Annotated in this window: 30 protein-coding genes; 20 read left to right on the top strand and 10 right to left on the bottom strand. The window is 63.4% G+C overall.

Annotated features, from left to right (window positions below; all coding sequences use genetic code 11):
• Window positions 1-187 precede the first annotated feature (187 nt).
• Window positions 188-745 (top strand): DUF2269 family protein, encoded by a 558-nt coding sequence (locus EJ079_RS11430; RefSeq protein ID WP_127809012.1) that lies wholly within the window; start codon window positions 188-190, stop codon window positions 743-745.
• Window positions 746-771: 26 nt separating this feature from the next.
• Here EJ079_RS11430 and EJ079_RS11425 read toward each other — a convergent pair whose 3' ends face one another.
• The 3 genes from EJ079_RS11425 to EJ079_RS11415 form a co-directional block, all read right to left on the bottom strand.
• Window positions 772-1,542 carry a sulfite exporter TauE/SafE family protein gene (locus tag EJ079_RS11425; RefSeq protein ID WP_126066730.1) on the bottom strand — a complete coding sequence of 257 codons (771 nt, stop codon included), beginning with the start codon at window positions 1,540-1,542 and terminating at the stop codon, window positions 772-774.
• 119 nt (window positions 1,543-1,661) lie between these two features.
• Entirely contained in the window at window positions 1,662-2,390 is a 729-nt protein-coding gene (locus tag EJ079_RS11420; RefSeq protein WP_127809011.1) for a class I SAM-dependent methyltransferase, read from the bottom strand.
• Window positions 2,391-2,453: 63 nt separating this feature from the next.
• On the bottom strand, window positions 2,454-2,933 hold the full coding sequence (locus tag EJ079_RS11415) for an Lrp/AsnC family transcriptional regulator (protein WP_127268483.1): 480 nt from the start codon (window positions 2,931-2,933) through the stop codon (window positions 2,454-2,456).
• Window positions 2,934-3,066: 133 nt separating this feature from the next.
• On the opposite strand from EJ079_RS11415, the gene EJ079_RS11410 reads away from it, so the two are divergent.
• The 9 genes from EJ079_RS11410 (at window position 3,067) to EJ079_RS11370 (ending at window position 11,043) form a co-directional block, all read left to right on the top strand.
• Window positions 3,067-3,972, top strand: coding sequence for a DMT family transporter (locus EJ079_RS11410; RefSeq protein WP_127268482.1), 906 nt, complete (start codon window positions 3,067-3,069; stop codon window positions 3,970-3,972).
• A gap of 134 nt (window positions 3,973-4,106) precedes the next feature.
• Window positions 4,107-4,754 carry a thiamine phosphate synthase gene (locus EJ079_RS11405; protein ID WP_127272276.1) on the top strand — a complete coding sequence of 216 codons (648 nt, stop codon included), beginning with the start codon at window positions 4,107-4,109 and terminating at the stop codon, window positions 4,752-4,754.
• Between the two features lies 1 nt (window position 4,755).
• Window positions 4,756-5,796: a tetratricopeptide repeat protein gene (locus EJ079_RS11400; protein ID WP_127270840.1), complete on the top strand. Its 1,041-nt coding sequence runs from the start codon at window positions 4,756-4,758 to the stop codon at window positions 5,794-5,796.
• A 173-nt stretch (window positions 5,797-5,969) separates the two neighbouring features.
• Window positions 5,970-6,536 (top strand): elongation factor P, encoded by a 567-nt coding sequence (gene efp, locus EJ079_RS11395; protein ID WP_013529127.1) that lies wholly within the window; start codon window positions 5,970-5,972, stop codon window positions 6,534-6,536.
• 84 nt (window positions 6,537-6,620) lie between these two features.
• Entirely contained in the window at window positions 6,621-7,421 is an 801-nt protein-coding gene (locus tag EJ079_RS11390) for an inositol monophosphatase family protein (RefSeq protein WP_013529126.1), read from the top strand.
• 106 nt (window positions 7,422-7,527) lie between these two features.
• A complete protein-coding gene (locus EJ079_RS11385) occupies window positions 7,528-8,214 on the top strand; it encodes a hemolysin III family protein (protein WP_164873770.1) in 687 nt (228 codons plus the stop codon).
• Between the two features lie 104 nt (window positions 8,215-8,318).
• A complete protein-coding gene (locus tag EJ079_RS11380; protein WP_027037204.1) occupies window positions 8,319-9,344 on the top strand; it encodes a MotA/TolQ/ExbB proton channel family protein in 1,026 nt (341 codons plus the stop codon).
• 1 nt (window position 9,345) lies between these two features.
• Window positions 9,346-10,377, top strand: a complete 1,032-nt coding sequence (locus EJ079_RS11375; protein WP_127809009.1) for a peptidoglycan -binding protein — start codon at window positions 9,346-9,348, stop codon at window positions 10,375-10,377.
• Window positions 10,378-10,614: 237 nt separating this feature from the next.
• Complete coding sequence (locus EJ079_RS11370) at window positions 10,615-11,043, top strand: hypothetical protein (protein WP_127269091.1); 429 nt, start codon at window positions 10,615-10,617, stop codon at window positions 11,041-11,043.
• A 74-nt stretch (window positions 11,044-11,117) separates the two neighbouring features.
• Here EJ079_RS11370 and EJ079_RS11365 read toward each other — a convergent pair whose 3' ends face one another.
• On the bottom strand, window positions 11,118-11,471 hold the full coding sequence (locus EJ079_RS11365) for a DUF1304 domain-containing protein (protein WP_127397799.1): 354 nt from the start codon (window positions 11,469-11,471) through the stop codon (window positions 11,118-11,120).
• Between the two features lie 142 nt (window positions 11,472-11,613).
• Here EJ079_RS11365 and EJ079_RS11360 point away from each other — a divergent pair, with 142 nt between their 5' ends.
• Entirely contained in the window at window positions 11,614-13,101 is a 1,488-nt protein-coding gene (locus EJ079_RS11360; RefSeq protein WP_127809008.1) for a carboxypeptidase M32, read from the top strand.
• 32 nt (window positions 13,102-13,133) lie between these two features.
• Here the strand turns inward: EJ079_RS11360 and EJ079_RS11355 are convergent, their stop codons facing one another.
• Window positions 13,134-14,933, bottom strand: a complete 1,800-nt coding sequence (locus EJ079_RS11355) for an ABC transporter transmembrane domain-containing protein (RefSeq protein WP_127809007.1) — start codon at window positions 14,931-14,933, stop codon at window positions 13,134-13,136.
• Window positions 14,934-15,139: 206 nt separating this feature from the next.
• Between EJ079_RS11355 and rpmE the strand changes: the two genes are divergently transcribed.
• On the top strand, window positions 15,140-15,361 hold the full coding sequence (gene rpmE / locus EJ079_RS11350; RefSeq protein ID WP_023811830.1) for a 50S ribosomal protein L31: 222 nt from the start codon (window positions 15,140-15,142) through the stop codon (window positions 15,359-15,361).
• Between the two features lie 100 nt (window positions 15,362-15,461).
• Complete coding sequence (locus tag EJ079_RS11345; protein WP_127809006.1) at window positions 15,462-15,962, top strand: hypothetical protein; 501 nt, start codon at window positions 15,462-15,464, stop codon at window positions 15,960-15,962.
• A 9-nt stretch (window positions 15,963-15,971) separates the two neighbouring features.
• On the opposite strand, the gene EJ079_RS11340 is transcribed toward EJ079_RS11345, so the two are convergent.
• On the bottom strand, window positions 15,972-16,613 hold the full coding sequence (locus tag EJ079_RS11340) for a TetR/AcrR family transcriptional regulator (RefSeq protein WP_127809005.1): 642 nt from the start codon (window positions 16,611-16,613) through the stop codon (window positions 15,972-15,974).
• Between the two features lie 104 nt (window positions 16,614-16,717).
• Between EJ079_RS11340 and EJ079_RS11335 the strand changes: the two genes are divergently transcribed.
• The 3 genes from EJ079_RS11335 to EJ079_RS11325 are packed head-to-tail and all read left to right on the top strand — an operon-like array spanning window position 16,718 to window position 18,200.
• Complete coding sequence (locus EJ079_RS11335) at window positions 16,718-17,551, top strand: NAD(P)H-binding protein (protein WP_127398427.1); 834 nt, start codon at window positions 16,718-16,720, stop codon at window positions 17,549-17,551.
• A gap of 1 nt (window position 17,552) precedes the next feature.
• A complete protein-coding gene (locus EJ079_RS11330; protein WP_127809004.1) occupies window positions 17,553-18,032 on the top strand; it encodes an anthrone oxygenase family protein in 480 nt (159 codons plus the stop codon).
• Between the two features lie 21 nt (window positions 18,033-18,053).
• Entirely contained in the window at window positions 18,054-18,200 is a 147-nt protein-coding gene (locus EJ079_RS11325; RefSeq protein ID WP_127398423.1) for a hypothetical protein, read from the top strand.
• 18 nt (window positions 18,201-18,218) lie between these two features.
• Here EJ079_RS11325 and EJ079_RS11320 read toward each other — a convergent pair whose 3' ends face one another.
• The 3 genes from EJ079_RS11320 to EJ079_RS11310 all read right to left on the bottom strand — a co-directional run bounded on the left by EJ079_RS11320 (window position 18,219) and on the right by EJ079_RS11310 (window position 19,841).
• Window positions 18,219-18,536 (bottom strand): SelT/SelW/SelH family protein, encoded by a 318-nt coding sequence (locus EJ079_RS11320; RefSeq protein ID WP_164873769.1) that lies wholly within the window; start codon window positions 18,534-18,536, stop codon window positions 18,219-18,221.
• A 17-nt stretch (window positions 18,537-18,553) separates the two neighbouring features.
• Window positions 18,554-19,303: a YebC/PmpR family DNA-binding transcriptional regulator gene (locus EJ079_RS11315; protein ID WP_023811824.1), complete on the bottom strand. Its 750-nt coding sequence runs from the start codon at window positions 19,301-19,303 to the stop codon at window positions 18,554-18,556.
• A 214-nt stretch (window positions 19,304-19,517) separates the two neighbouring features.
• A complete protein-coding gene (locus EJ079_RS11310; RefSeq protein WP_127809002.1) occupies window positions 19,518-19,841 on the bottom strand; it encodes a helix-turn-helix domain-containing protein in 324 nt (107 codons plus the stop codon).
• Window positions 19,842-19,893: 52 nt separating this feature from the next.
• On the opposite strand from EJ079_RS11310, the gene EJ079_RS11305 reads away from it, so the two are divergent.
• The 4 genes from EJ079_RS11305 to EJ079_RS11290 are packed head-to-tail and all read left to right on the top strand — an operon-like array spanning window position 19,894 to window position 21,719.
• Window positions 19,894-20,376: an SRPBCC domain-containing protein gene (locus EJ079_RS11305; RefSeq protein ID WP_127809001.1), complete on the top strand. Its 483-nt coding sequence runs from the start codon at window positions 19,894-19,896 to the stop codon at window positions 20,374-20,376.
• A 44-nt stretch (window positions 20,377-20,420) separates the two neighbouring features.
• Window positions 20,421-20,813 carry a VOC family protein gene (locus EJ079_RS11300; protein ID WP_127809000.1) on the top strand — a complete coding sequence of 131 codons (393 nt, stop codon included), beginning with the start codon at window positions 20,421-20,423 and terminating at the stop codon, window positions 20,811-20,813.
• 49 nt (window positions 20,814-20,862) lie between these two features.
• Entirely contained in the window at window positions 20,863-21,225 is a 363-nt protein-coding gene (locus tag EJ079_RS11295) for a hypothetical protein (RefSeq protein ID WP_127269214.1), read from the top strand.
• Window positions 21,226-21,251: 26 nt separating this feature from the next.
• Window positions 21,252-21,719 carry an SRPBCC family protein gene (locus EJ079_RS11290; protein ID WP_127808999.1) on the top strand — a complete coding sequence of 156 codons (468 nt, stop codon included), beginning with the start codon at window positions 21,252-21,254 and terminating at the stop codon, window positions 21,717-21,719.
• Between the two features lie 16 nt (window positions 21,720-21,735).
• Here EJ079_RS11290 and EJ079_RS11285 read toward each other — a convergent pair whose 3' ends face one another.
• Window positions 21,736-22,497 carry a TerC family protein gene (locus EJ079_RS11285; protein ID WP_127269216.1) on the bottom strand — a complete coding sequence of 254 codons (762 nt, stop codon included), beginning with the start codon at window positions 22,495-22,497 and terminating at the stop codon, window positions 21,736-21,738.
• Window positions 22,498-22,514 lie beyond the last annotated feature (17 nt).

Here is a 22,514-nt window from a genome sequence, read left to right as displayed (position 1 = left end):
GATTCGTACATTAGCAGGAAATCAGATAGCGCGTTCACTATCTCAGCCGCTTCTTCATTGCCTGAAACAGATCCGGTTTTTTCGCGACATCGTTCCGAAACAGGCGCCACGCTAAACGCCCGCTCCTCTGACGGCCGGCGCAAATCAGCGCCGCCGCAACCTGACCGGAACACTGCAGGAGCAACCCATGGACTGGTACACGATCGTCAAATTCCTCCACGTCACTACCGCCATTCTGTGGGTCGGAGGCGGCTTCGTGCTGTTCCTGCTGGGCATACTTGCCGAGCGGGCGGGCAACATAGAGGAAAAACTGCAGGCAATGCGCGCCAGCGGTCAGCTGGGCGGCAGGTTCTTCGCGCCGATGTCGATGCTGACGCTGATTTTTGGCCTCATCATGTGCTGGTTCTGGGTCGGCTTCTCCGACCTGTGGATCCTCATCGGCCTGGCCGGCTACGCCACGACCTTTTCGATCGGCATGTTCATCTTCAAACCGACCGGCGAGCGCATGGACGCAATGATCGCCAGGGAGGGCGTCACACCAGAGGTTCTTGCCATCGGCCAGCGTATGATGAGCGCGGCGCGCTTCGACTATGCCGTGATGGTGGTCATCATTGCCGACATGGTGCTCAAGCCGACCGTGCATGACATCGGCATCCTTGCCGGGATGGTGCTAGCCGTCTTGATCGGCGCCACACTGGCCTTTGGCGGCAACCGCCGTCTCGTGCCGAGCGCTGCCTTACCCTGATGACGGGCGGCGGCGCAGCCGCCTTTCTACATCAGACCTGCGATGCCATCCCACAGCAGCTTCAGCGCCACGACCGCGACGGTTGCGTAGGTGAAGGGATAGAAGGTTTCCGGCCGCATCCGGCGCACCAGCCAGGCCCCGGCAATGGTCGACAGCGGCGCCAGCGGCATCAGCACCGCCGATGCCGTCAGGTTGGCGGTGTCGAACTGGCCGAGCGCGAAATAGGGCACCAGCTTCAGCGCATTGGTGGCGGCAAAGAAGATCGCCGCCGTGCCCGACAGAACCTTCGGATCGAGCCGGATCGGCAAGGCATAGACCTGGAAGGGCGGGCCGCCGACATGGGCTACGAAGCTGGTGAACCCGGCGACCGTGCCCCAGACCGCGGCGGCGACGCGGTTGGGCGCGGCAGCGTGATCGGCGCCATGGCGGAACTGCAGATAGAGCCAGCGCAGGACGAAGATGATGGCGACGGCGCCGACGATCAGCCGCACCGCCTCTTCGGTCACCAGTGCCGCCGTCAGCCAGCCAAGGCCGATGCCGATGACGGCGCCCGGCATCATGTCGACCAGCATCTTGCGGTCGTAAACGCCCCACCATGTCCATACCGAGACGATGTCCATCAGGCACAGGATCGGCAGCAGGATGGCCGCCGCCTGCACCGGCGGCATGGTCAGCGCCATCAGCGGCACGCCGACGAAACCGACGGCGCCGCCAAAGCCGCCCTTGGACAGGCCGACCAGAATGACCGCCGGAATGGCAGCCGCATAGAACCACGGATCGAGAAGCAGGCCTGACATGGGAGGGGGGACTGGTCCGGAGGGAAAGCGGGTCGACGCTTGAATAGCCCAGAATGCCCGGCGGAGCGACAGCAAATATGAGCGTGGCGGCGGCACACTCGGCCGACGCCGGCCAGTGCCTAGCGCCGAGCCGAGACCAGCAGGAACATCGGCCGCTCGAGCTCTTCCGCCAGTTCCGGCTTGGCTGCGATTTGCGCATCGGTCGGCCGGAATTCCTCGACATGGCCGATGGAGAAGCCGGACCGGATCAGTGCGTTGAGGGTGGTGCCGATCGTGCGGTGATGTTTCACCACGCCCTTGGCCAGCCAGTCGGTGCTGCGCGGTCCTTCCACCAGATATTGGTCGACAGGCCACGTCTTGCGGCCTTCGCTATCGATCACCCAGCCGGGTTTGGTCGGCGCCATGAAGATCGGATGTTCCGTCGAAAAGACGAAACGCCCGCCAGGCGCCAGGGCCCGATGCACGGTCCCGAACAGACGCGACACATCCTCGACATAGTGCAAGGCGAGCGAGCTGTAGACGAGATCGAAGCTGGCTTCCGGCAGGCTGAGCCGATCGAGATCGGCCGTCTCATAGCTTATGCCAGCATCGGGGCCGGCGGCCCTTGCCCGGGCAAGCATCTTCTCCGACAGATCCAGGCCAAGCACCTGCGCCGCCCCATGCTCGCGGGCCCAGCGGCAGAACCAGCCGAAGCCGCAGCCGAGATCGACGACCCTCAAGCCGCCGACATCGGGCAGCATGGCGCGCAGTGCCGGCCACTCGGCGGCACCCTCCAGCCCTTCGACCGAACGGCCGAGCTGGCTGTAGCCTGCGAAGAAATCCTCACGATCGTATATATTCTGCGCCATGGTTCCGGCCTCGTTTGGGCCGGCACACTAACCAACCGGCCACCGGCTTTCCACCCAACTCGATCAGGAGGCCTGCAAGACCTTTGCCCTATCCCGAGAGGCGGTTGCGTCAAGCGGCGGCGGCCGACGCCGGATCGGCTGCGCCTTGATAATGGCGGTGCTTGTCTCCGCCTTGTCGGCGATACGGTCCAAAATCCCGTCGAGATCGCCGATCGAGCGCACGAACAGCCGGGCGACGAAACAGTCATCGCCCGTCACCTTGTCGCATTCGCCGAATTCGGGAATCTCCTCGATCAGCTTCTGGACGATGTGCAGCTTGCCCGGCAAAGGCCGGATGCGCACGATCGCCTGCAGGGTATAACCGAGCGCCAGCGGATCGATCTCGACAGTGAACGCCCGGATGACGCCGCGCTCCTCGAGCCGTCGCAGCCGCTCCGAAACGCTTGGCGACGACAGCCCGACCTGGGCGGCCAGTTCCTTCAGCGAGGTCCGTGCATCCTTGACCAGGATTTCAAGGAGATTTCGGTCGAGATCGTCCAGCATCTTTTTCTTTCCCGATAGTTTGGAGTTTTCTCCTAATATAATTAGGCCAACCGGCCATACACCCTTTCCAATCAGATGGAAAGCTTCGCGGCAGCATGAGATTATGGCGGCTCAACCGATATGGAGGTTTGTTGTGAACGAAACGGTGCGCGGCACGGTCGAAATGTCAGCCGCAATGGCCATCCTGGGAACGATCGGATGGTTCGTCGTCCTGTCCGGCCAGCCGATCATGGATGTGGTGTTCTGGCGTTGCGCTTTCGGTGCGCTGACGCTGCTCATCATCTGCGCCGGGCTGGGATTGCTGCGCAACAGGCTGTCGCTGCGCATCATCGGCATCGCCGCGCTCGGCGGCGTCGCCATCGTCGTCAACTGGCTGCTGCTGTTCAGCGCATTCTCGCGCGCGTCGATCTCGATCGCCACCGCTGTCTACAACACGCAGCCTTTCATGCTGGTCGGCTTCGGTGCGCTTTTCTTCGCCGAGCGGCTGACCCTGACCAAGCTGACCTGGCTGGCCATCGCCTTCGCCGGCATGGTTCTGATCGTGCAGTCGGCTCCCGATGCCGGCGATATCGGCACGGATTATTTCACCGGCATCGTCATGGCGTTGGGCGCGGCTTTCTTCTGGGCCGTCGCCGCCATCGTCACCAAGAAGCTCAAGGGCACGCCGCCGCACCTCATCGCGCTGATCCAGGTCTGCGTCGGCGTCGTCATGCTGGCGCCTTTCGCCAATCTTGCAGAGCTTCCGGCCGATGCCTGGAGCTGGACCATGCTGGCGACGCTCGGCATCGTCCATACCGGCCTGATGTACATACTGATGTACGGCGCCATCCAGAAGCTGCCGACGCATCTGCAGGGATCGCTGTCCTTCATCTATCCGGTCGTCGCCATCCTGGTCGATGTCGTCGCCTTCGGCCATCGGCTGCATCTGAGTCAGGTCGTCGGCGCCACCGCCATCCTGATCGCCGCCGCCGGCATGAATCTCGGCTGGACGCTGTGGAAGGGCAAACCGCCCGTGGCGAGCCCGCACCCGATCAAATGAAGCGCCCCGCCGGATGCCCGGCGGGTCAAACATCGCGATCCCGGCTGCCCGCCTGTTCAAAGCGGGCACTTTGCTCTATGCCGCAATCCAACCATCTTCGCCCGGCATAGGCGAAACGCGGGACCCGAAGAACCATGAATGAAGCAACGCCCCCCAATCGCTGTCGCATCGTGCTGATCGCGCCGTCCGGCGTGCCGGCGGCCCGTATTGTCGCGGCATTCGATGGCGGCGATGTCGCTTCGCTGATCCTGCCCGAGAACGGCATGGATGAAGCCTCCTTCCAGGCTTTCGCCGAACAGATCGTGCCAGCAGCGCAAGCCGCCGGCGTTGCTGTCATCATCGCCGGCGACACCCGCATAGCCGGCCGCGTCCAGGCCGACGGCATCCATGTCGAGGTCTCCAAGGCCGAACTTGCCGAGACGATCGAGCATTTCCAGGCAAAGATGATGGTCGGCACCGGCGGCGCCAAGACACGTGACGACGCGCTCGAGCTTGGCGAAACGCGGCCAGACTACATCTTCTTCGGCCGCTTCGGTTACGACAACAAGCCCGAACCGCACCCGCGCAACCTGTCGCTCGGCGCATGGTGGGCGGACATGATCCAGATCCCTTGCATCGTCATGGCCGGATCCGACATCGCCTCGGTCGAAGCGGTGGGCGCCACCGGCGCTGAATTCGTGGCGCTGTCGAGCGCCGTGTTTGCCGACGGCACCGATCCCAGGACAGCGGTCGCCACCGCCAACGCGCTGCTCGACGAGACCGCGCCGCGCTTCGAGGACTGAAATGTCCTCGGCGACGCTTCCCCTCCAGGCTCTGCTTGCGGTGCTGATGGTCCAGGCTGCCGCCGCGGAGACCATCCCCCTGCCGCAGCCCAAGCCGGAAATCGGCGTCCACACCGACAAGCCGATCGACAAGCCGTTGCCGCAGCCCGCTACCACGGCCGAGCCCGCGCCGCTGCCGTCGGCCGACACGGTCAATCCCGACCGCTTCGGCGCAAAACCCGCCGACGCGGCCTATGGCGCCTTCCAGCGCGGTCTCTACAAGACAGCTTACAATCTGGCATTGGTCCGGGCGCAAAACGGCGATCCGGCGGCGCAGACCTTGGTGGCCGAGATCCTGTCGCGGGGGCTCGGTGTGCCGGTCAATTCGGCGCAAGCGGCGAAATGGTACGCGCTGGCCGCCGAACAGGGTGTGCCGGAATCGCAGTTCCAGTATGCGCTGATGCTGCTCGACGGCCGCTACGTCAAAAAGGATGGAAAAGAGGCCTACGCCTTGATGCAGGCCGCCGCCGAAGCCGGCAACCGGCTGGCGCAATTCAATTTCGCGCAGATGCTGGTCCAGCAGGACCCCGGCGACGCCGGCATGGCCAAGGCGGTTTCCTACTATGAGCGCGCCGCCGCGACCGGCCTCGCGGACGCGCAATATGCAATGTCGCAGATCTACGCCAACGGTGTCGGTGGCAAGCCACGTGACGACGCCCAGGCAAGGCGCCTGCTGGCGCAGGCCGCAAGGCAGAACTACGACACCGCGCAGATCGATCTCGCCGCCTGGATGATCGAAGGCCGCGGCGGTGCGCGCGACCTGAAATCCGCCTTCGGCTGGATGAAGCAGGCGGCGGAGGGCGGCAATGTCGCCGCCCAGAACCGCCTGGCCAAGCTCTATATGCAAGGCATCGGCACCGATCCGGACCTTGTGCTTGCCGGCGCCTGGTACGTCGTCGCCCGCCGTGCCGGCCTCATCGACCCACAGATGGACGACTTCCTGCAGGGGCTGGACGACGACCAGACCAAGCAGGCGCTGCAGAAGGCCAACCGGCTGCCTTGACGGCGGTTCTCGCGGTCATTGCAAGTGTAACCTCGGCTCCCCTCGCCTGGCACCGACCTGCCCGCTCCCTTGCCTCTTCTGGCGATTTGTGGTCTTGGGAGCCCGAAATCGCTTTCCCAGCGAACATCCATACCGACGGCGTGGCCGTTGGCATCATTCCGGATCATCTCATCATGGCCAAGATCAATGGCAACGAAATCCGTCCCGGCTATGTCATCGAGCATGATGGCGGGCTTTGGGTGGCGGTCAGGACCAACACCGTCAAGCCCGGTAAGGGCGGCGCCTACAATCAGGTCGAACTGAAGAACCTCATCAACGGCACCAAGCTCAACGAGCGCTTCCGCTCGGCCGAGACCGTCGAACAGATCCGGCTCGACCTGAAGGATTTTTCCTTCCTTTACGCGCAGGAAGACGCACTGGTGTTCATGGACACCCAGAGCTACGAGCAGCTCGAATTGAACAAGGACTTCGTCGGCGATCGCGCCGCCTTCCTGCAGGACGGCATGATGGTGACGGTCCAGCTCTACGAAGAGCGGCCGATCGGCATTTCGCTGCCCGACTATGTGACGCTGACCATCACCGAGGCCGACCCGGTGGTGAAGGGTCAGACGGCGGCATCGTCCTACAAGCCGGCGATCCTGGAGAACGGCATCCGCGTCCTGGTGCCGCCCTTCATCGGCGCCGGCGAGCGCATCATCGTCGACACCAACGAAATCACTTACGTGCGCCGCGCCGACTGACGCATGTCGCCCAAAAGTGGCCGGGTTCCGGGTCACCGACATGCATCGAGGCAGAATTTAAGCGCAGCACCGGGAAAAAGCACTATGGCACGCTCAGCCCTTCTCAACGTCATGGTCCAGGCCGCAATGAAGGCCGGCCGCTCGCTGTCGCGCGACTTCGGCGAGGTGCAGAACCTGCAGGTCTCGATGAAGGGCCCCGGCGATTATGTCAGCCAGGCCGACCGCAAGGCAGAGGACATCGTCTTTGCCGAATTGTCCAAGGCTCGGCCCGGCTATTCCTTCCTGATGGAAGAGCGCGGCGTGGTTGAAGGCGACGACGGCCAGCATCGCTGGATCGTCGACCCGCTCGACGGCACCACCAATTTCCTGCACGGCATTCCGCTCTTTGCCGTTTCGATCGCGCTGGAGCGCCAGGGCCAGATCGTCGCCGGCGTCATCTACAATCCGGCGATGGACGAACTCTACACCTGCGAACGCGGGGGCGGCGCCTTCATGAACGACCGCCGCTTGCGCGTCGCCGGCCGCATCAAGCTGGTCGACACCGTGATCGGCTGCGGCATGCCGCATCTCGGCCGCGGCCACCACGGCAATTTCCTGGTGGAACTGCGCAATGTCATGGCCGAGGTTTCCGGCGTCCGCCGCCTCGGCTCCGCATCGCTCGATCTCGCCTATGTCGCCGCCGGCCGCATGGATGGCTTCTGGGAAACCGGCCTGTCGGCCTGGGACATCGCCGCCGGGCTGCTTTTGATCCGCGAGGCGGGCGGCTTCGTCTCCGACATGGATGGCGGCCAGGACATGCTCGACAACGGCTCGGTCGTCGCCGGCAACGAGATCATCCAGCGCGCTTTGCTGAAGGTCGTGAAGAAGCCGCTCTCCTCCCGCTGACAGCCACGCCGCGCTGATGCGCCGCAGTCGCAAAACCGCAATGGAAGCTTGAAATACTGCCCGGCATGCGCCCAAATTGAAGGGCGCGGTGCAGGAACCCGGCTTAGTGAGAGACAACCAACCCTACCCCGATATCCCGTTCATCGGACGCTGGCACTATTCGCGTGCCGAGATGATCGCAGACGGTGTTGTCCACGCGATCGGCATCGTGCTGGCGATCGCGGCAGGGTCGGCACTGCTGGCGCTGGCGGCGTTTCGTGTCGGACCTGGCGAATACATCGCCGCCGCCTTCTACGTGGTTTCGCTGCTCACCGTGCTCTCGGTGTCGATGACCTACAATCTGTGGCCGGTGTCGTCGCCGGCAAAATGGGTGTTGCGGCGTTTCGACCACGCCGCGATCTATCTGCTGATCGCCGCGACCTATACGCCTTTCCTGGCCCAACTCGAAGGCTCGCCGCTGGCGCGCTGGATGATCGTGCTGGTCTGGACCGCAGCAGTGCTGGGCATTGCCATCAAGGTGTTCTTTCCCGGCCGTTTCGACCGGCTGGCAATCGGCTTCTATCTCGCCATCGGCTGGAGCGGCATCATCCTTGTCAAGCCGCTTATCCAGACGCTGCCGACGACATCGATAGCGCTCATCGTCGCAGGCGGCATCGTCTACTCCTGCGGCGTCATCTTCTTCGCCTGGAAGGGGCTGCGCTTCCACAACGCGCTGTGGCACGGTTTCGTCGTCACCGGTGCTGGCCTGCATCTGGCCGCCATGGTCGACTGTCTGGTCATCAATCGCTTCTGACATTCTCGACGCGGCAATATTGCCAAGCGCCATTCAATTTGGTCACAATTCCGTTTAGAGTCGCGGTTTACGTGATCGGCGGCGGCATCGGAAACGGGGCACGGATGGCTTTTCTCAGATCCTTCGGCATGGGCAGACGTTCTGATGTCCTGATCTACGACCCGCATAAATTATCGAGCCCGCAGGTCTTTCTGCTGACCATGGTGATCTTCCTGGTCATCGTCGCCTTCATCGCCGCCATCCTCACCCGACAGATCTCAACCGCTTTTGGCAGCAATCCCGGCCTCAATGGCCTGATCGTCGGCGTGCTGGTGGTCGGCATCCTTTTGGCCTTCGCCCAGGTCGGGCGACTGTTTCGCGAAGTGCGCTGGGTCAACTCCTTCCGTGCCGGCTCGGAAACGACAGAACCAGTGCTTCTGGCGCCGATGAAGGCGATGATCGGCCGCTCCTCGGCGACGGCCTTCTCGACCAGTTCGATGCGCACCATGCTCGATTCGATCGCCACCCGCCTCGACGAAAGCCGCGACACCTCGCGCTATCTCGTCGGCCTGCTGGTGTTCCTCGGCCTGCTCGGCACTTTCTGGGGACTGTTGAACACCATCGGTTCGATCCGCGAGACCATCGAATCGCTCGATCCCGGCACCGGTGACGCCGCCGCGGTGCTCGATTCCCTGAAGCAGGGGCTTTCGGCGCCGCTGGCCGGCATGGGCACCGCCTTCTCGTCCTCGCTGTTCGGCCTCTCCGGCTCGCTGGTGCTCGGCTTCCTCGACCTGCAGGCCGGCCGCGCCCAGACGCGCTTCTACACCGAACTGGAAAACTGGCTTTCCTCGGTGACCGACCTGTCGTCGGACATCGTCGTCGCCGACCCAGCCAAGACCGAATCCTCCGACGAGATCCGGGTGCTGTCGGAACGGCTGCGCTCGATGCAGGAGAATGGCGGCGGCTCCAACCCGCGCGTCGCCACCGCCATGGCCAATCTCGCCGACGGCATTTCCGGCCTGGTCAAGAACATGCGCTCGGAACAGCAGATCATGCGCGATTGGGTCGAGGCCCAGTCCGACGAGCAGAAGGCGATGCGCAACACGCTGGAAAAGATCGCCGATGCCCTGAAGAAGCCCGGAGTGCACTGAAGTGGCACTCGCCAGGGGCCGGCGCACCGATCGCCGCATCGACTACTGGCCGGGTTTCGTCGACGCGCTGTCGACGCTGCTTTTGGCCATCATGTTCCTGCTCACGGTCTTCGTGCTGGCGCAGTTCCTGCTGGGACGCGAAATCTCCGGCAAGGATACGGCACTCTCGCGCCTCAACTCGCAGATCAACGAGCTGACCCAGTTGCTGGCGCTGGAGCGCTCGACGGCGCAGGACAAGGATGATTCACTGGCCAATCTGCAGGCGTCGCTGTCGGCCGCGCAAGCGGAAAAGAGCCGGCTCGAACAGTTGCTGGCGCAAGGTGCCGGTGCCGGCGACGCCGCCAACCAGCGTGCCGCGGCGCTCGGCGGCGAACTCGACAGCCAGCGCCAGATCAGCCAGCAGGCGCTGAGCCAGGTCGAGATCCTCAACCAGCAGATCGCGGCACTGCGCAAGCAGATCGGCGCGCTCGAGGATGCGCTCAACGTCTCAGAAATCCGCGACCGCGATTCCAACACCAAGATCGCCGATCTCGGCCGCCGCCTCAACGTCGCACTGGCGCAGCGCGTGCAGGAGTTGAACCGCTATCGCTCCGACTTCTTCGGCCGCTTGCGCGAAATCCTCGCCGACCGAGAGAACATCCGTATCGTCGGCGACCGCTTCGTCTTCCAGTCGGAAGTGCTGTTCCCGACCGGCTCCGAGGTGATCAACGATGCCGGCAAGGTCGAGATGAAGAAGCTCGCCGACGCCATCATCGAGTTGCAGAAGGAAATCCCGCCCGAGATCAACTGGGTGCTGCGCGTCGACGGCCACACTGACAATAAGCCGCTCTCCGGCGCCGGCCGCTACCGCGACAATTGGGAGCTGTCGACGGCGCGTTCGACCTCGGTGGTGAAATTCCTGATCGAAAACGGCGTGCCTGCCAACCGGCTCGTAGCCGCCGGTTTCGGTGAGTTCCAGCCGCTCGACCCCGCCGACACCGAAGAGGCGCGCAATAAGAACCGCCGTATTGAACTGAAGCTCACCGAACGTTGATCCAAAATCACGCGAACTTGTTCGTCGGCTCAACTCTAGGGCGCAGATAGAGGCCGACAAGGCCTGAAAAGATTATCTTTTTTTAATTACACATTGTCGCAGGGCGATCCTAACTTGCCGCCCGGGCCGAGAACCGCCGGCGATGAACCCCCTCATCGCGACGCGACGGAACCGGACGGCCCAAGGCCGGAAGGCAGGCGGACAACCGCCGCCTTCCTCTACAAGAGGAGACGCGTGATGCGCTCTTTCAAGACCTCGCTTAGAACTGCTACACTCACGGCGCTCCTCATCGCCGTTCCGCTTGCCGGCGCCTATGCCGCGGGCCATCACAAGGGCGCTCTCGACGCGGCCGATCCGACCGACATGACTGGCCCGCGTGTCGAGGCGCTTATCGCACAGGTGCAGGGCGTCCGGCAGGGCATCGTGGACGCAAGACAGGCCAACAACATCACCCCGGCCGTGGCGGAACGCCTGGAAATGCGCACGGCCCACATCGGTCAGGCGGCAGAGAAAGTCGCCGCGTCCGATCACGGCAGGATACCGGCCGCGCAATATCATGACCTGCTGCGCCGGCTCGACAATGTCGACCAGCGCCTGAGGGTCGATACCGGCAGCGGTTTCCTGATGGGCGACGGCGACGACGGCGGCAACTACCCGAACGGCTGAGACCACAGCGGCTGAAACGGTCCAAGAGGAAGGGACCACCTGGCGCTTTCGGGAGCCATCCCGCGGGCGTCCTTTTACCAGCCCAGCCAGACCGCGATCAGCGCGGCAATCGCCGGCACGGTCTGGATGAACAGGATCTTGCGGCCAACCGTTGCCGCGCCATAGAGGCCGGCAACAGCCACGCACAGCAGGAAGAAAACCTTGACCTGGAAACCGACCGCCCCGAGGTAAAGCCCCCAGATGAGGCCGGCGGCGAGGAAACCGTTATAGAGCCCCTGATTGGCGGCGAGCACTTTCGAGGCACTGGCGAATTCCGGGGTCAGGTTGAAAGCCTTGTGTCCGCGCGGCGTGTCCCACAGCACCATCTCCAGATAGACGATGTAGGCATGGATCAAGGCCACCAGCCCGACAAGGATGTTGCCGATCATTTTTTTCCCCCTTGATGTGTTGCCGGCAGCATTTCATGCGCGGCCTCGCCTGCGCAAGGTGCATCTGCCGGACGGCATCCGAGGGTTGCCAACGCATTTGCGTTGGTGTCTTTTCGCGCCGTCCCCAATCACGGAAGCCACCATGTCCTTTCAGAAACTCGATGACCTCGGCCACAAGCTCGAAGCGCTTGAGCATGCGCTGGCCATCCTCGGCGCCGACGAGGCCACCCACATGGCTGTCGGCGGTGGCGAGAAACGTGCCGAGGCGATGTCGGCACTCGCCGGCATGTATCACACCAGGGCAACGGCGCCGGAGATAGCGGACTGGATCGCCGCGGCCGAGCAGGAAGCATTGGGTGAAGAGCAGCGCACTGCGGTCTCGGAACTGCGGCGGCAATACACCAACCTGACCTGCCTGCCGGTCGAATTCGTCGAACGCCAGACGACCGCGCGCATGCGTTGCGAGCAACTGTGGCGCGGCCTGCGCGCCAAGAACGACTGGGCGGGCTTCCAGCCTGCGCTGGAGGGCGTCGTGGCGCTGGTGCGCGAGGAGGCGGCGCTGCGTGCCGATGTGCTCGGCCTAGCCCCCTATGACGCGCTGATGGAGCAATACGATCCTGGGAACCGCACCGACGACATCACGCCTGTGTTCACCGACCTGAAGGCTTTTCTGAAAGGCTTCGTGCCTGAGGCGCTGGCTATCCAGGACGCACGGCTGCGCAAGCGCCCGCTGAAGCCGCTCTCAGGCACCTATGCGATCGACCGGCAGCGCGAGCTCGGCCTTGCCATGATGGCGGCGGTCGGCTTCGACCTGACGCACGGATCGCTGTCGGTGTCGCACCATCCTTTCTGCGGCGGCGTGCCGAGCGACGTGCGCATCACCACCCGCTACAAGACTACAGACTTCCTGTCGGCGCTGATGGGCGTGTTGCACGAGACCGGCCATGCGCTCTACGAACAGAACCTGCCGAAGGCATGGTCGCACTGGCCGCTCGGCAAGGCGCGCGGCATGGCCGTGCATGAAAGCCAGAGCCTGTTCGTCGAAAAACAGCTCGGCCGCAACCCGGCCTTCTGGAACTGGGCGCTGCCGGTGGTCGAAAAGCATCTCGGCGAAGCCTGGTCGCTCGACGATATCCTGCCGCATGTGCATCGCGTCGAGCGCGGCCTGATCCGTGTCGATGCCGACGAGGTGACCTATCCCCTGCATGTCATCCTGCGCTACGAACTGGAGCAGGAACTCGTCGCGGGCCGGCTGGAGGTGGGTGATCTGCCCGAAGCCTGGGACGCCAAGATGCGTGACTATCTCGGCCTCTCCACCATCGACAACCCCGCCGACGGACCGATGCAGGACGTGCATTGGCCAGGGGCCGCCTTCGGCTATTTCCCCTCCTATACGCTGGGCGCGATGATGGCGGCGCAGCAATGGGCAGCGCTGACGCGGGATCATCCTGCCGCCGATGACGATCTCGCCAAAGGCAATTTCGAGGCGATCAACGAGTGGCGCCGCGAAAAAATCTGGTCGCAGGGATCACGCTGGTCGACGCCGGACCTGCTCGAACGCGCCACCGGCGAAAAGCTCAACGCCACCTATTTCGTGAACCATCTGAAGCAGCGATACGGAGCCGTATAGCGGCTTGCCGGCACAGCGGCAGATGTTTCTGCCTACTCAGCCGCGCCCCTGAAAGCACTGGCGCCGGTTTCGAACTGCAGCTTGGCCAGCCGCGCATAGATGCCGCCCTTGGCGACAAGGCTTTGATGCGTGCCTTCCTCGACGATCGAGCCGCCATCCATGACCAGGATCCTGTCGGCCTTCAGCACCGTTGCCAGGCGGTGGGCGATGACGATCGTGGTGCGGCCCTGCATCAGCCGTTCCAGCGCCGTCTGCACCAGCGTCTCGCTTTCGGCGTCGAGGGCGGAGGTGGCCTCGTCGAGCAGCAGGATCGGGGCGTCGCGCAGGATGGCGCGGGCGATCGCAACCCGCTGGCGCTGGCCGCCTGACAGCGTCACGCCGCGCTCGCCGACCTGGCTGTCATAGCCTTTTTCCAGCTTGAGGATGAATTCGTCGGCAAGTGCATCCTTCGCCGCCGTCTCGATTTCGGCCTTGCTGGCTCCCGGCCGGCCGAACCCAATATTGTCACGCGCGCTTGCCGCGAAGATGGTGACGTCCTGCGGCACGATCGCGATGCGCTGGCGGACCGAAACGGGATCAGCCTCGCGCACATCGACGCCATCGATCAGGATCTTGCCTGTTTCGGGATCGTAGAAGCGCAGGATCAGCGAAAACACCGTGCTCTTGCCGGCCCCTGACGGCCCGACGATCGCCACCGTCTCGCCCGGCATGACCTGAAAGCTCAAGCCATGCACGGCGGCACGGTCCGGCCTTGCCGGGTAGGAGAAGGAGACATTGTCGAAGGCGATCGCGCCCTTGGCGACGGCCGGCAGCGGCTTCGGATCGGCGGGAGCCTGGATCGCCGGCTTCTCGGCCAGGATTTCGGTCAGCCGTTCGGCGGCGCCCGCCGCCTGCGCAAGCTCGCCCCAGACTTCCGACAACGCGCCCAACGCGCCGGCGGCGAACACCGAATAGAGCAGGAATTGGCCGAGCGTACCGGGCGATATCGAACCTTCGAGCACGTCGCGCGAGCCGAACCACAGCACCGCCACGACGGACGAGAAGATGGTGAAGATGGCGAAGAAGGTAAGGAAGGAGCGCGCGAAGATCGAGGAGCGTGCCGCCTCGAAAGCGGCTTCCACCGCGGCCGAGAAATGCCCGGTAACCAGCTTCTCGTTGGTGAAAGCCTGCAGCGTGCGCACCGCGCCGATCTGCTCGCTGGCATAGGCGGTGGCATCGGCAAGCGTATCCTGCGCCTGGCGTGATTTGCGCCGCACCGAACGGCCGAAGGCGACCAGCGGCAGGACGATGACAGGAATAGCGGCAATGACCAACCCGGACAGTTTCGGGCTGGTGATGACCATCATCCCCACCGCGCCAAGACCAAGGATGACGTTGCGTAGCGCCACCGAGGCCGTCGCTCCGACCGCCGACTTGACCTGCGTCGTGTCGGCGGCAAGGCGCGACACGATCTCGCCCGACTGGGCGGTGTCGAAGAAGGCAGGCGACAGCGTCGTCACATGGGCAAACACATCGCGCCTTATATCGGCGACGACGCGCTCGCCCAGCGTGATGACGAAATAGTAGCGGCCGGCCGATGCCGCCGCCAGCACGGCGGCCATCGCCACCAGGGCGGCGAAATATTCGGCAATGAAGGTGGTGCTGGACGACGAGAAACCATGATCGATCATGCGTCGCACCGCCAGCGGCAGCGCCAGCGTGGTTGCCGCCGCGATGACCAGCGAGATGATGGCGCCGACGACCAGTGTGCGATAGTGCGTGATGTAGGGGAACAGGCGCCGGAGCGGCTTGAGCGAACGCCGGCGCTCGTCTGCGCTGGTGATTTGCGCCATCCCGATGTTTCCTCCAGCCGCCCTTGGGGTCTGCGCCTCAATATGCGCTTGCCGCGGCCTTGTGATTCAATTCCGGCTGATGTATAGGCTCGCCGACCGTTTTAGAAGCCGTGGCTCCTCAATAGCTGCGGCTTCGAGTTTTAAAAAGAGGCGCATCGACGCAGGCTTATGCCCGTCAGCCGCGCCGGCAAGCCAGGAACCGAGCCATGAAGAGCGCTATTCATCCCGATTACCACACCATCAAGGTCGTCATGACCGACGGCACCGAATACACGACCCGTTCGACCTGGGGCAAGGAAGGCGATACGATGAACCTCGATATCGACCCGACCACCCATCCGGCCTGGACCGGCGGCCAGCAGACCCTGCTCGACCGCGGCGGCCGCCTGTCGAAGTTCAAGAAGCGTTTCGAAGGTTTCGGCATCTAAGCTCGACGACCTTTACGCAGATCAAAAACCCGCCCTTGTGGCGGGTTTTTGTTGACCACGGGGCAGCCTTGGTGGAACGCAATGGTTCTCGGAGGGCAAGATGTTTATTCTCGACGACGATCGATGTTCCAGCCTTAAAGGCGGATACAAGGTGGCCTACGATCCTCGACCGGCCTTGCGAACACTGGCCCTTCGCTATGATGACAAAACGGTCTGGGACGAGCTTTGGAATGAGTTGCATCATCAGGGGGATGTTGGAGACGCGTCTTACGCAGCGGTCGTTGAAATCGTTCGCATCTCCGAAGGTCACGTTCCGGCTTATTGGGGTGCCTATGGTCTGGCCGCAACCATCGAAGAAGCGCGCCTACTCGACGACCGGAACCCGAAGATTCTTGCTTGGATCGAACCGCATTACAGGGCAGCGTGGCGAACGCTTCTGCATTTGGCATTGCGGGATCTGGCAACTTCCACCGATGACGAGACGGTGAACTGCGCATTGTCCGTCGTCGCGCTTTGTCGCGGCCGGTTCAATCTCGGCCGCATGGCGATGTGCACAGAAGATGAACGCGGCGAAATGCTGAAGGACTATTTTGGCCGCTAGTGCACTGTCCTACTCGGCCAGCAATTCTCGCAACGCCATGCGCTTATACGCGGCGACCAGCCTGTCGCCCTCCAGCCGATCGACCGAGATCGCCAGCCGCATGGCGGCTTCGCCCATTTGCCAGATCAGGAACGCCGTCGTTTCCAGCGCCACCGGATCGGCTGCCGGCCGCAGCCGTTTCAGCACCGCGGTCAGAAACTCGGCATTGGCCCGGCTGTCGGCGAGTTCGAGTTGGCGCAGCGCCTTGTCGGCTTGCGTGCCCGACCAGATGTCGCGCATCACCGGCTCGGCCAGGAACAGCCCGTAGTAGATATCAACCAGTTCCGAAAACGCCCGGCCGAGCCCTTCGGCGTCCCTGACACCAGCCAGTGCTGCCGAAATGCAGGACTGGCTTTCGGCGGTGTAGCGCTCGGCCAGCGCCCAGATGATCGCCCGCTTGTCCGGAAAGAACTGGTAGAGCGACCCGATCGACACCCCAGCGCGCTCCGCCACCTCCCCCATGCGCATGGCGTCGCTGCCTTGCTCGGCGATCAGCGCTGAGGCGGCAGTCAGCATGCGCTCGACCCGCTCGCGGCTGCGCTGCTGGCTCGGCGCCCGGCGCGGCGAAGCAATCTGCTCCCGCGCGGAAACCGGCGCGGCCGTGTCTTCCATGACTGACTCCAATGCCAGCAAAATCGCTTGACTCGCAAAATACGAGGGTTTATCACATTTTGCAAATGTGAGGATTATTCATATTTTAAATAGAGGAAACGGTTATGACTGACACGACAACCAAACCAATTCTGATCCTCGGCGGCACCGGCAAGACCGGCCGCCGTCTCGCCGAGCGGCTGACGGCGCACGACCTGCCGGTGCGGATCGGCTCGCGCTCCGGTACACCGCGCTTCGACTGGGAAGTCCCAGCGACCTGGGGACCGGCAATGCAAGGCGTCAGCGCCGTCTACATCAGCTACTATCCCGACATCGCCGTGCCGGGCGCCGCTGAAACCGTCGACGCCTTCGCCAGGCTCGCGGTGCAAAACGGTGTCACCCGACTGGTGCTGCTGTCGGGGCGCGGCGAAACGGAAGCCCAGCGCGCCGAAGAGATGCTGAAGGCCTCGGGCGCCGACTGGACCATCCTGCGCTGCGCTTGGTTCTCGCAGAACTTCAGCGAAGGCTTCTTCACCGAGTCCCTGGCTGAAGGCGAAGTGGCGTTGCCGATCGGCAATGTCGGCGAGCCCTTTGTCGATGCCGACGACATCGCCGACGCCGCCTTTGCCGTGCTGACGGAGCCAGGCCATGTCGGCCAGCTCTATGAGTTGACCGGGCCGCGGCTGCTGAGCTTCGCAGACGCGGTCGCCGAGATTGCCAAGGCGGCCGGACGCGACATCCGCTTTGTCAGGATCTCGCATGACGAATTCACTGCCGCTGTCGCGTCGCAGGACCTACCACCCGAATTCGGTTGGCTGCTCAATGAGCTGTTCACCCAGGTGCTCGACGGCCGCAACGAGTCGCTCACCGACGGCGTCCAGCGCGTGCTTGGTCGCCAGCCAAGAGACTTCTCCGCCTACGCAACGCAAACCACCGCAACCGGCATCTGGAGCAACTGACATGATCGCGAAGCTTCTCCCCACCCTCATCCTCATCGCCGCAATCGGCACAGGCGTCGTCGGTGGCGTCTTCTTTGCTTTCTCCAGCTTCGTCATGCCGGGCCTCGCCCGCCTGCCAGCCGCAAGCGGCATTGCCGCGATGAATTCCATCAACGTCACAGCGGTGACGCCGCTGTTCATGACGGCGCTGTTCGGCACGGCGCTCGTCTGCATTGTTGTCGCCATCGGTGCGGCGATCGGCTGGAGCCAGCCGGGCTCGCTCTGGCTGATTGCCGGCAGCCTGCTCTATCTCATCGGCATCGTGGTGGTGACGATGATCTTCAACGTCCCGCTGAACGATGCGCTCGCCGCCGTCAATCCGGCAAGCGGCAACGGTGCAACCGTGTGGTCGCGCTACCTCAATGAATGGGTGATGTGGAATCATGTCCGCACCATCAGCGGCATAGCCGCGCTGGCATCTTTCTGGTTCGCCGCGCGTTGACGACGATGGATGGAGCGACCGATGAAGGACTACGCAAATATGGCCTTCGGCATGGCCATCGGAGTTGGTGTCGGTGCCGCGATCGGCACCGCTCTGGATGATCTGCCGATGGGCGTTGCCGTGGGTATTGCGATTGGCGCCGCCGTCGGTGCGTGGCGACGCAAGTGACGGCAGCGCTGGCGACCCCTATGCCTTTGTCTTCCGATCGGAATGGCCGAGGTCGCGGTTCGGATCAATGACATCGCGGACCAGTTGCTTCAGTTTGGCCGCGTCCGGAAAGCCGCCGTCGCGCTTGCGATCCCAGACAAGCACGTCATTGCAGGAAATGGTGAAGATGCCGCCGGTGCCGGGCACCAGCGTCACTTCGCCAAGGTCCGTGCCGAAGGTCAACAGCAGCTCCTGCGCCATCCAGCCGGCGCGCAGCAGCCACTGACACTGCGTGCAATAGGTGATGCGGATGACCGGCAACGGCTTTTCGCTCGTGGCGGGTATAGCTCCGCTCATTTCGGACTGAGCTTCGCTCATGCCGCGCTGAGCTTGGCCATGGTCTCGTCGTCGACTTCGAAGTTGGCGTAGACGCTCTGCACGTCGTCGTCATCCTCGAGCGTGGCGACCAGCTTCATCAGCGACTGTGCCCGCTCCTCGTCGACCGGAACGTTGTTTTGCGGCCGCCAGATCGGCTTGACCGATTCAGCCTCGCCGAGTGCGCCTTCCAGCGCCTTCGACACTTCGCCCATGTTCTCAAAGCCGCAATAGATGGTGTGGCCTTCCTCGTCGGATTCGACATCGTCGGCGCCGGCTTCGATCGCCGCATCCATGATCTTGTCGGCGCTGCCGGCCGATGCCGGATAGTAGATCTCGCCGGCACGGTCCCACATGAACGACACCGAGCCCGTTTCGCCCATCGCGCCGCCGGCCTTGGTGAAGGCGGCGCGCACATTGGATGCCGAACGGTTGCGGTTGTCGGTCAGCGCCTCGACAATGACGGCGACGCCGCCCGGGCCATAGCCCTCGTAGCGCACGGCTTCGTAGTTCTCGGCATCGCCCATCGAGGCCTTGTTGACGGCGCGCTGGATGTTGTCCTTCGGCATCGACACCGCCTTGGCGTTCTGGATCGCCAGGCGCAAGCGCGGGTTCATCGACGGATCGGGCGTCCCGCTCTTGGCGGCGACGGTGATTTCGCGCGCCAGCTTGGAAAACATTTTAGACCGCACCGCATCCTGGCGGCCCTTGCGGTGCATGATGTTCTTGAACTGTGAATGGCCAGCCATGGCACCCCTGTCGTCTTCTCGGCTAGAGCATCCCGAAGCGAAGTGATCTGACCTCGTCTGCCGCAATGCCCGAATTCAAATTTCAGAGCGTCCCAGGTGCAACTCGTGGAAGCACGGCGTTCTCTGTCGGAATGGCCCGGCTTATAGATAAATCGGCTCAATTCGTCCAGCCGCACCACGCATGGGACCCGCCGACATGACCTGCTGCGGCCGCTCACGCCTCGAGGTCCGACTTCAGCCGGTCGATGATGCTGAGGGCATGCCCGGCATACTGGCTGATCCAGCGGTCGTGGATCTGCTTGATCGGCAGCGCGTTGAGATGGTTCCAGCGCTCGCGGCCGTCGCGCCGCGCAACGATCAGGTCGGCGTCCTCCAACACCTTGAGATGCAGCATCACGGTGCAGCGATCGATGTCGGGAAAGGCCTCGCACAGCATGCCGGTCGTCTTCGGCGTGTCCTTCAGCTGATCCAGCATTTCACGCCGGCGCGGATGCGCCAGCGCCTTGAAAACATTGTCGTCTTGCGATTGGCTTGACATGTTATGTTTCTATAACATATTGTTGGGCCGATCAAGGGAAGGAGTTGTGGATATGTCACTTGGATTCAGTGTCTCCGGACGCATCGGCAAGCCGGTCGCCGACGTCTTCGACGCGGTCGTCAATCCGAAGAAACTGAGCGGCTACTTCACCACGATCGGCGGCGCCAGCGCCCCGCTGGAAGCTGGCGCCGGCGTCGTCTGGTGGGGCAAGGTGCCGGTCGAGGTCGACGAAGTGGTCAAGGACAGCCGCATCGTGCTGCGCTGGGATGCCACCGACGCCGACGGCAAGCCGGCCTACAAGACCCGCATCGAGATGAATTTCGAGCCGCTGGACGATGGCGGCACCTTCGTCACCATCGCCGAGAGCGGTTGGCCGGAAGGCGCGGTCGGCCTGAAAAAGTCCTACCTCAATTGCGAGGGCTGGTCGCAGATGCTGGCCTGCATGAAGGCCTATGTCGAATACGGCATCAATTTGCGCGACGGCTACTACCGCGCCGAGATGAAGGGCGAACCCGCCAACGAGACCAATGTTTGAGCGACCCGATATCCGAGCAACAGAAGGAAGATGGAGACCTTGCGATGACGAAAGTATCGCCATTCCTGATGTTCGAGGGCAAGGCCGAAGAGGCAATGATCCTCTATTGCGAGACCATTCCCGGCAGCAGCGTGCTTGACGTCACGAATTACGGCCCCGGCGAAGACGGCCCGCAAGGAACGGTCAAGCTGGCGCGGGTGTCGATCGCTGGGCTGGAAGTCATGGTCTTCAACAGCCCCGTGCACCACGCCTTCACGTTCACGCCGTCGGTCTCGCTCTATGTGGACTGTTCCTCAGAAGAAGAGCTGAACCGAATTGTCGGGACGCTGGGCAAGGACGGCGCGTTCCTGATGCCACCGGACAATTACGGCTTCAGCCGCCGTTTCGCATGGCTCAACGACAGGTTCGGGGTCTCCTGGCAGATCAATCTCGCATGACCAGCCTGAGCAAAGGCGACAACAGCCGAACACGACAACGGAGCCAGCTATGACCACGAAAATCACCGGCGGCATCAACATCGCCATGAAGGTACCGCCGCACCAATATGAGGCGACGATCGCCTTCTACCGCGACGTCGTCGGCCTGAAGCCGTTCACAGACAAAGCACCGGCCATCGGCTTCGAGCTTGGCCCCAACCGCCTGTGGATCGATGAGGCGCCGATGATGAGCCAGGCCGAGGTGTGGCTGGAGCTGTTCACCAAGGATTTCCCCATGGCTGCGGATCATTTCGCCAAGGCCGGTGTTGTGCGTTGCGACGCCATTGAGCCTTTGGGCGAGGGCTTCCGCGGCGGCTGGATCACCAACCCTGCCAACATTATTCACATGCTGCGCGAACCGGACGCCTGGTGAGCGCCGAACCCCGAAAGGAGCATCCGATGGACATCCGCGAAAAGCCGACCGCCGAAGCCGGCATGCTGATCCGGCGGCCTGTCGCCCATGTGTTCGAGGCCATCGTCGATCCGGCCATAACCACGAAATTCTGGTTCACCCATGGCAGCGGCCGGCTGGACAGCGGCAAGCAAGTCCTCTGGGAGTGGCGCATGTACGGTGTCTCGACGACCGTCGACGTCAGCGAGATCGTCGCGAATGAAAAGATCGTCATGCAATGGAGCGATCCGCCGACCGCGGTGGTCTGGACCTTCACCGAAATGCCCGACGAGACGACCTTTCTCGAGGTTCGCAATTTTGGCTTCGCCGGGGATGGCGACGAGCAGGTGAAAGAGGCCGTCGGCTCAACCGGCGGCTTCACGCTGGTGCTGGCCGGCGCCAAGGCGTGGCTGGAACAGGGCCTGACGCTCGGCCTGATCGGCGACCGTCACCCGAAGGGCGTGCCAGGACATTAGGTATTCAGGGTCTGCCTCAATGCCCGCCGCCCGACTTCTTACGTCGCCGCGCCAGCATGTTGAGCCCCTCGACCAATGCCGAAAAGCCCATCGCCGCATAGATGTAGCCCTTGGGCACATGGTAGCCCATGCCGTCTGCGATCAGCGTCATGCCGATCATCAGAAGGAAGCCCAGCGCCAGCATGACGATGCTCGGGTTCTTGGCGATGAAGTTGGCCAGCGGCCCGGCCGCCAGCATCATCACGGTGACCGCGACGATCACGGCGATGTACATGATGGCGATCTCGTCGGTCATGCCGACGGCGGTGATGATCGAATCGATCGAGAAGACCAGGTCGAGCAGCAGGATCTGGAAGATCGCGCCGGCAAGGCTGATCTGCAGCGTCTCGCCCATCATCGTATCCTTGTGGTCGTCGGGATCGACGGTGTGATGGATCTCCTTCGTCGCCTTCCAGACCAGGAACAGGCCGCCGGCGATCAGGATCAGGTCGCGCCAGGAAAAACCGTGACCGAAGGCCGTGAACACCGGCGTGGTCAGCTGGACGATGATCGAAATGGTGGCCAGCAGCACCAGCCGCATGATCAGGGCCGCCGAGATGCCGAGCCGGCGGGCACGGGCCCGTTGTGCTTCCGGCAGCTTGTTGGTCAGGATCGAGATGAAGATCAGATTGTCGATGCCGAGCACGACCTCGAGCACAATCAGCGTCAGCAGCGCGACCCAGGCCGTCGGGTCGGAAACAAATTGAAAATGCGGCGCCAGGAATTCGATGAGCTGCATGGAGGTCGTCCCCTCTT

The organism is Mesorhizobium sp. M7A.F.Ce.TU.012.03.2.1 (genome assembly GCF_004006095.1).
GTDB lineage: Bacteria > Pseudomonadota > Alphaproteobacteria > Rhizobiales > Rhizobiaceae > Mesorhizobium.
This window is presented reverse-complemented; position numbering and strand designations above follow the sequence as displayed.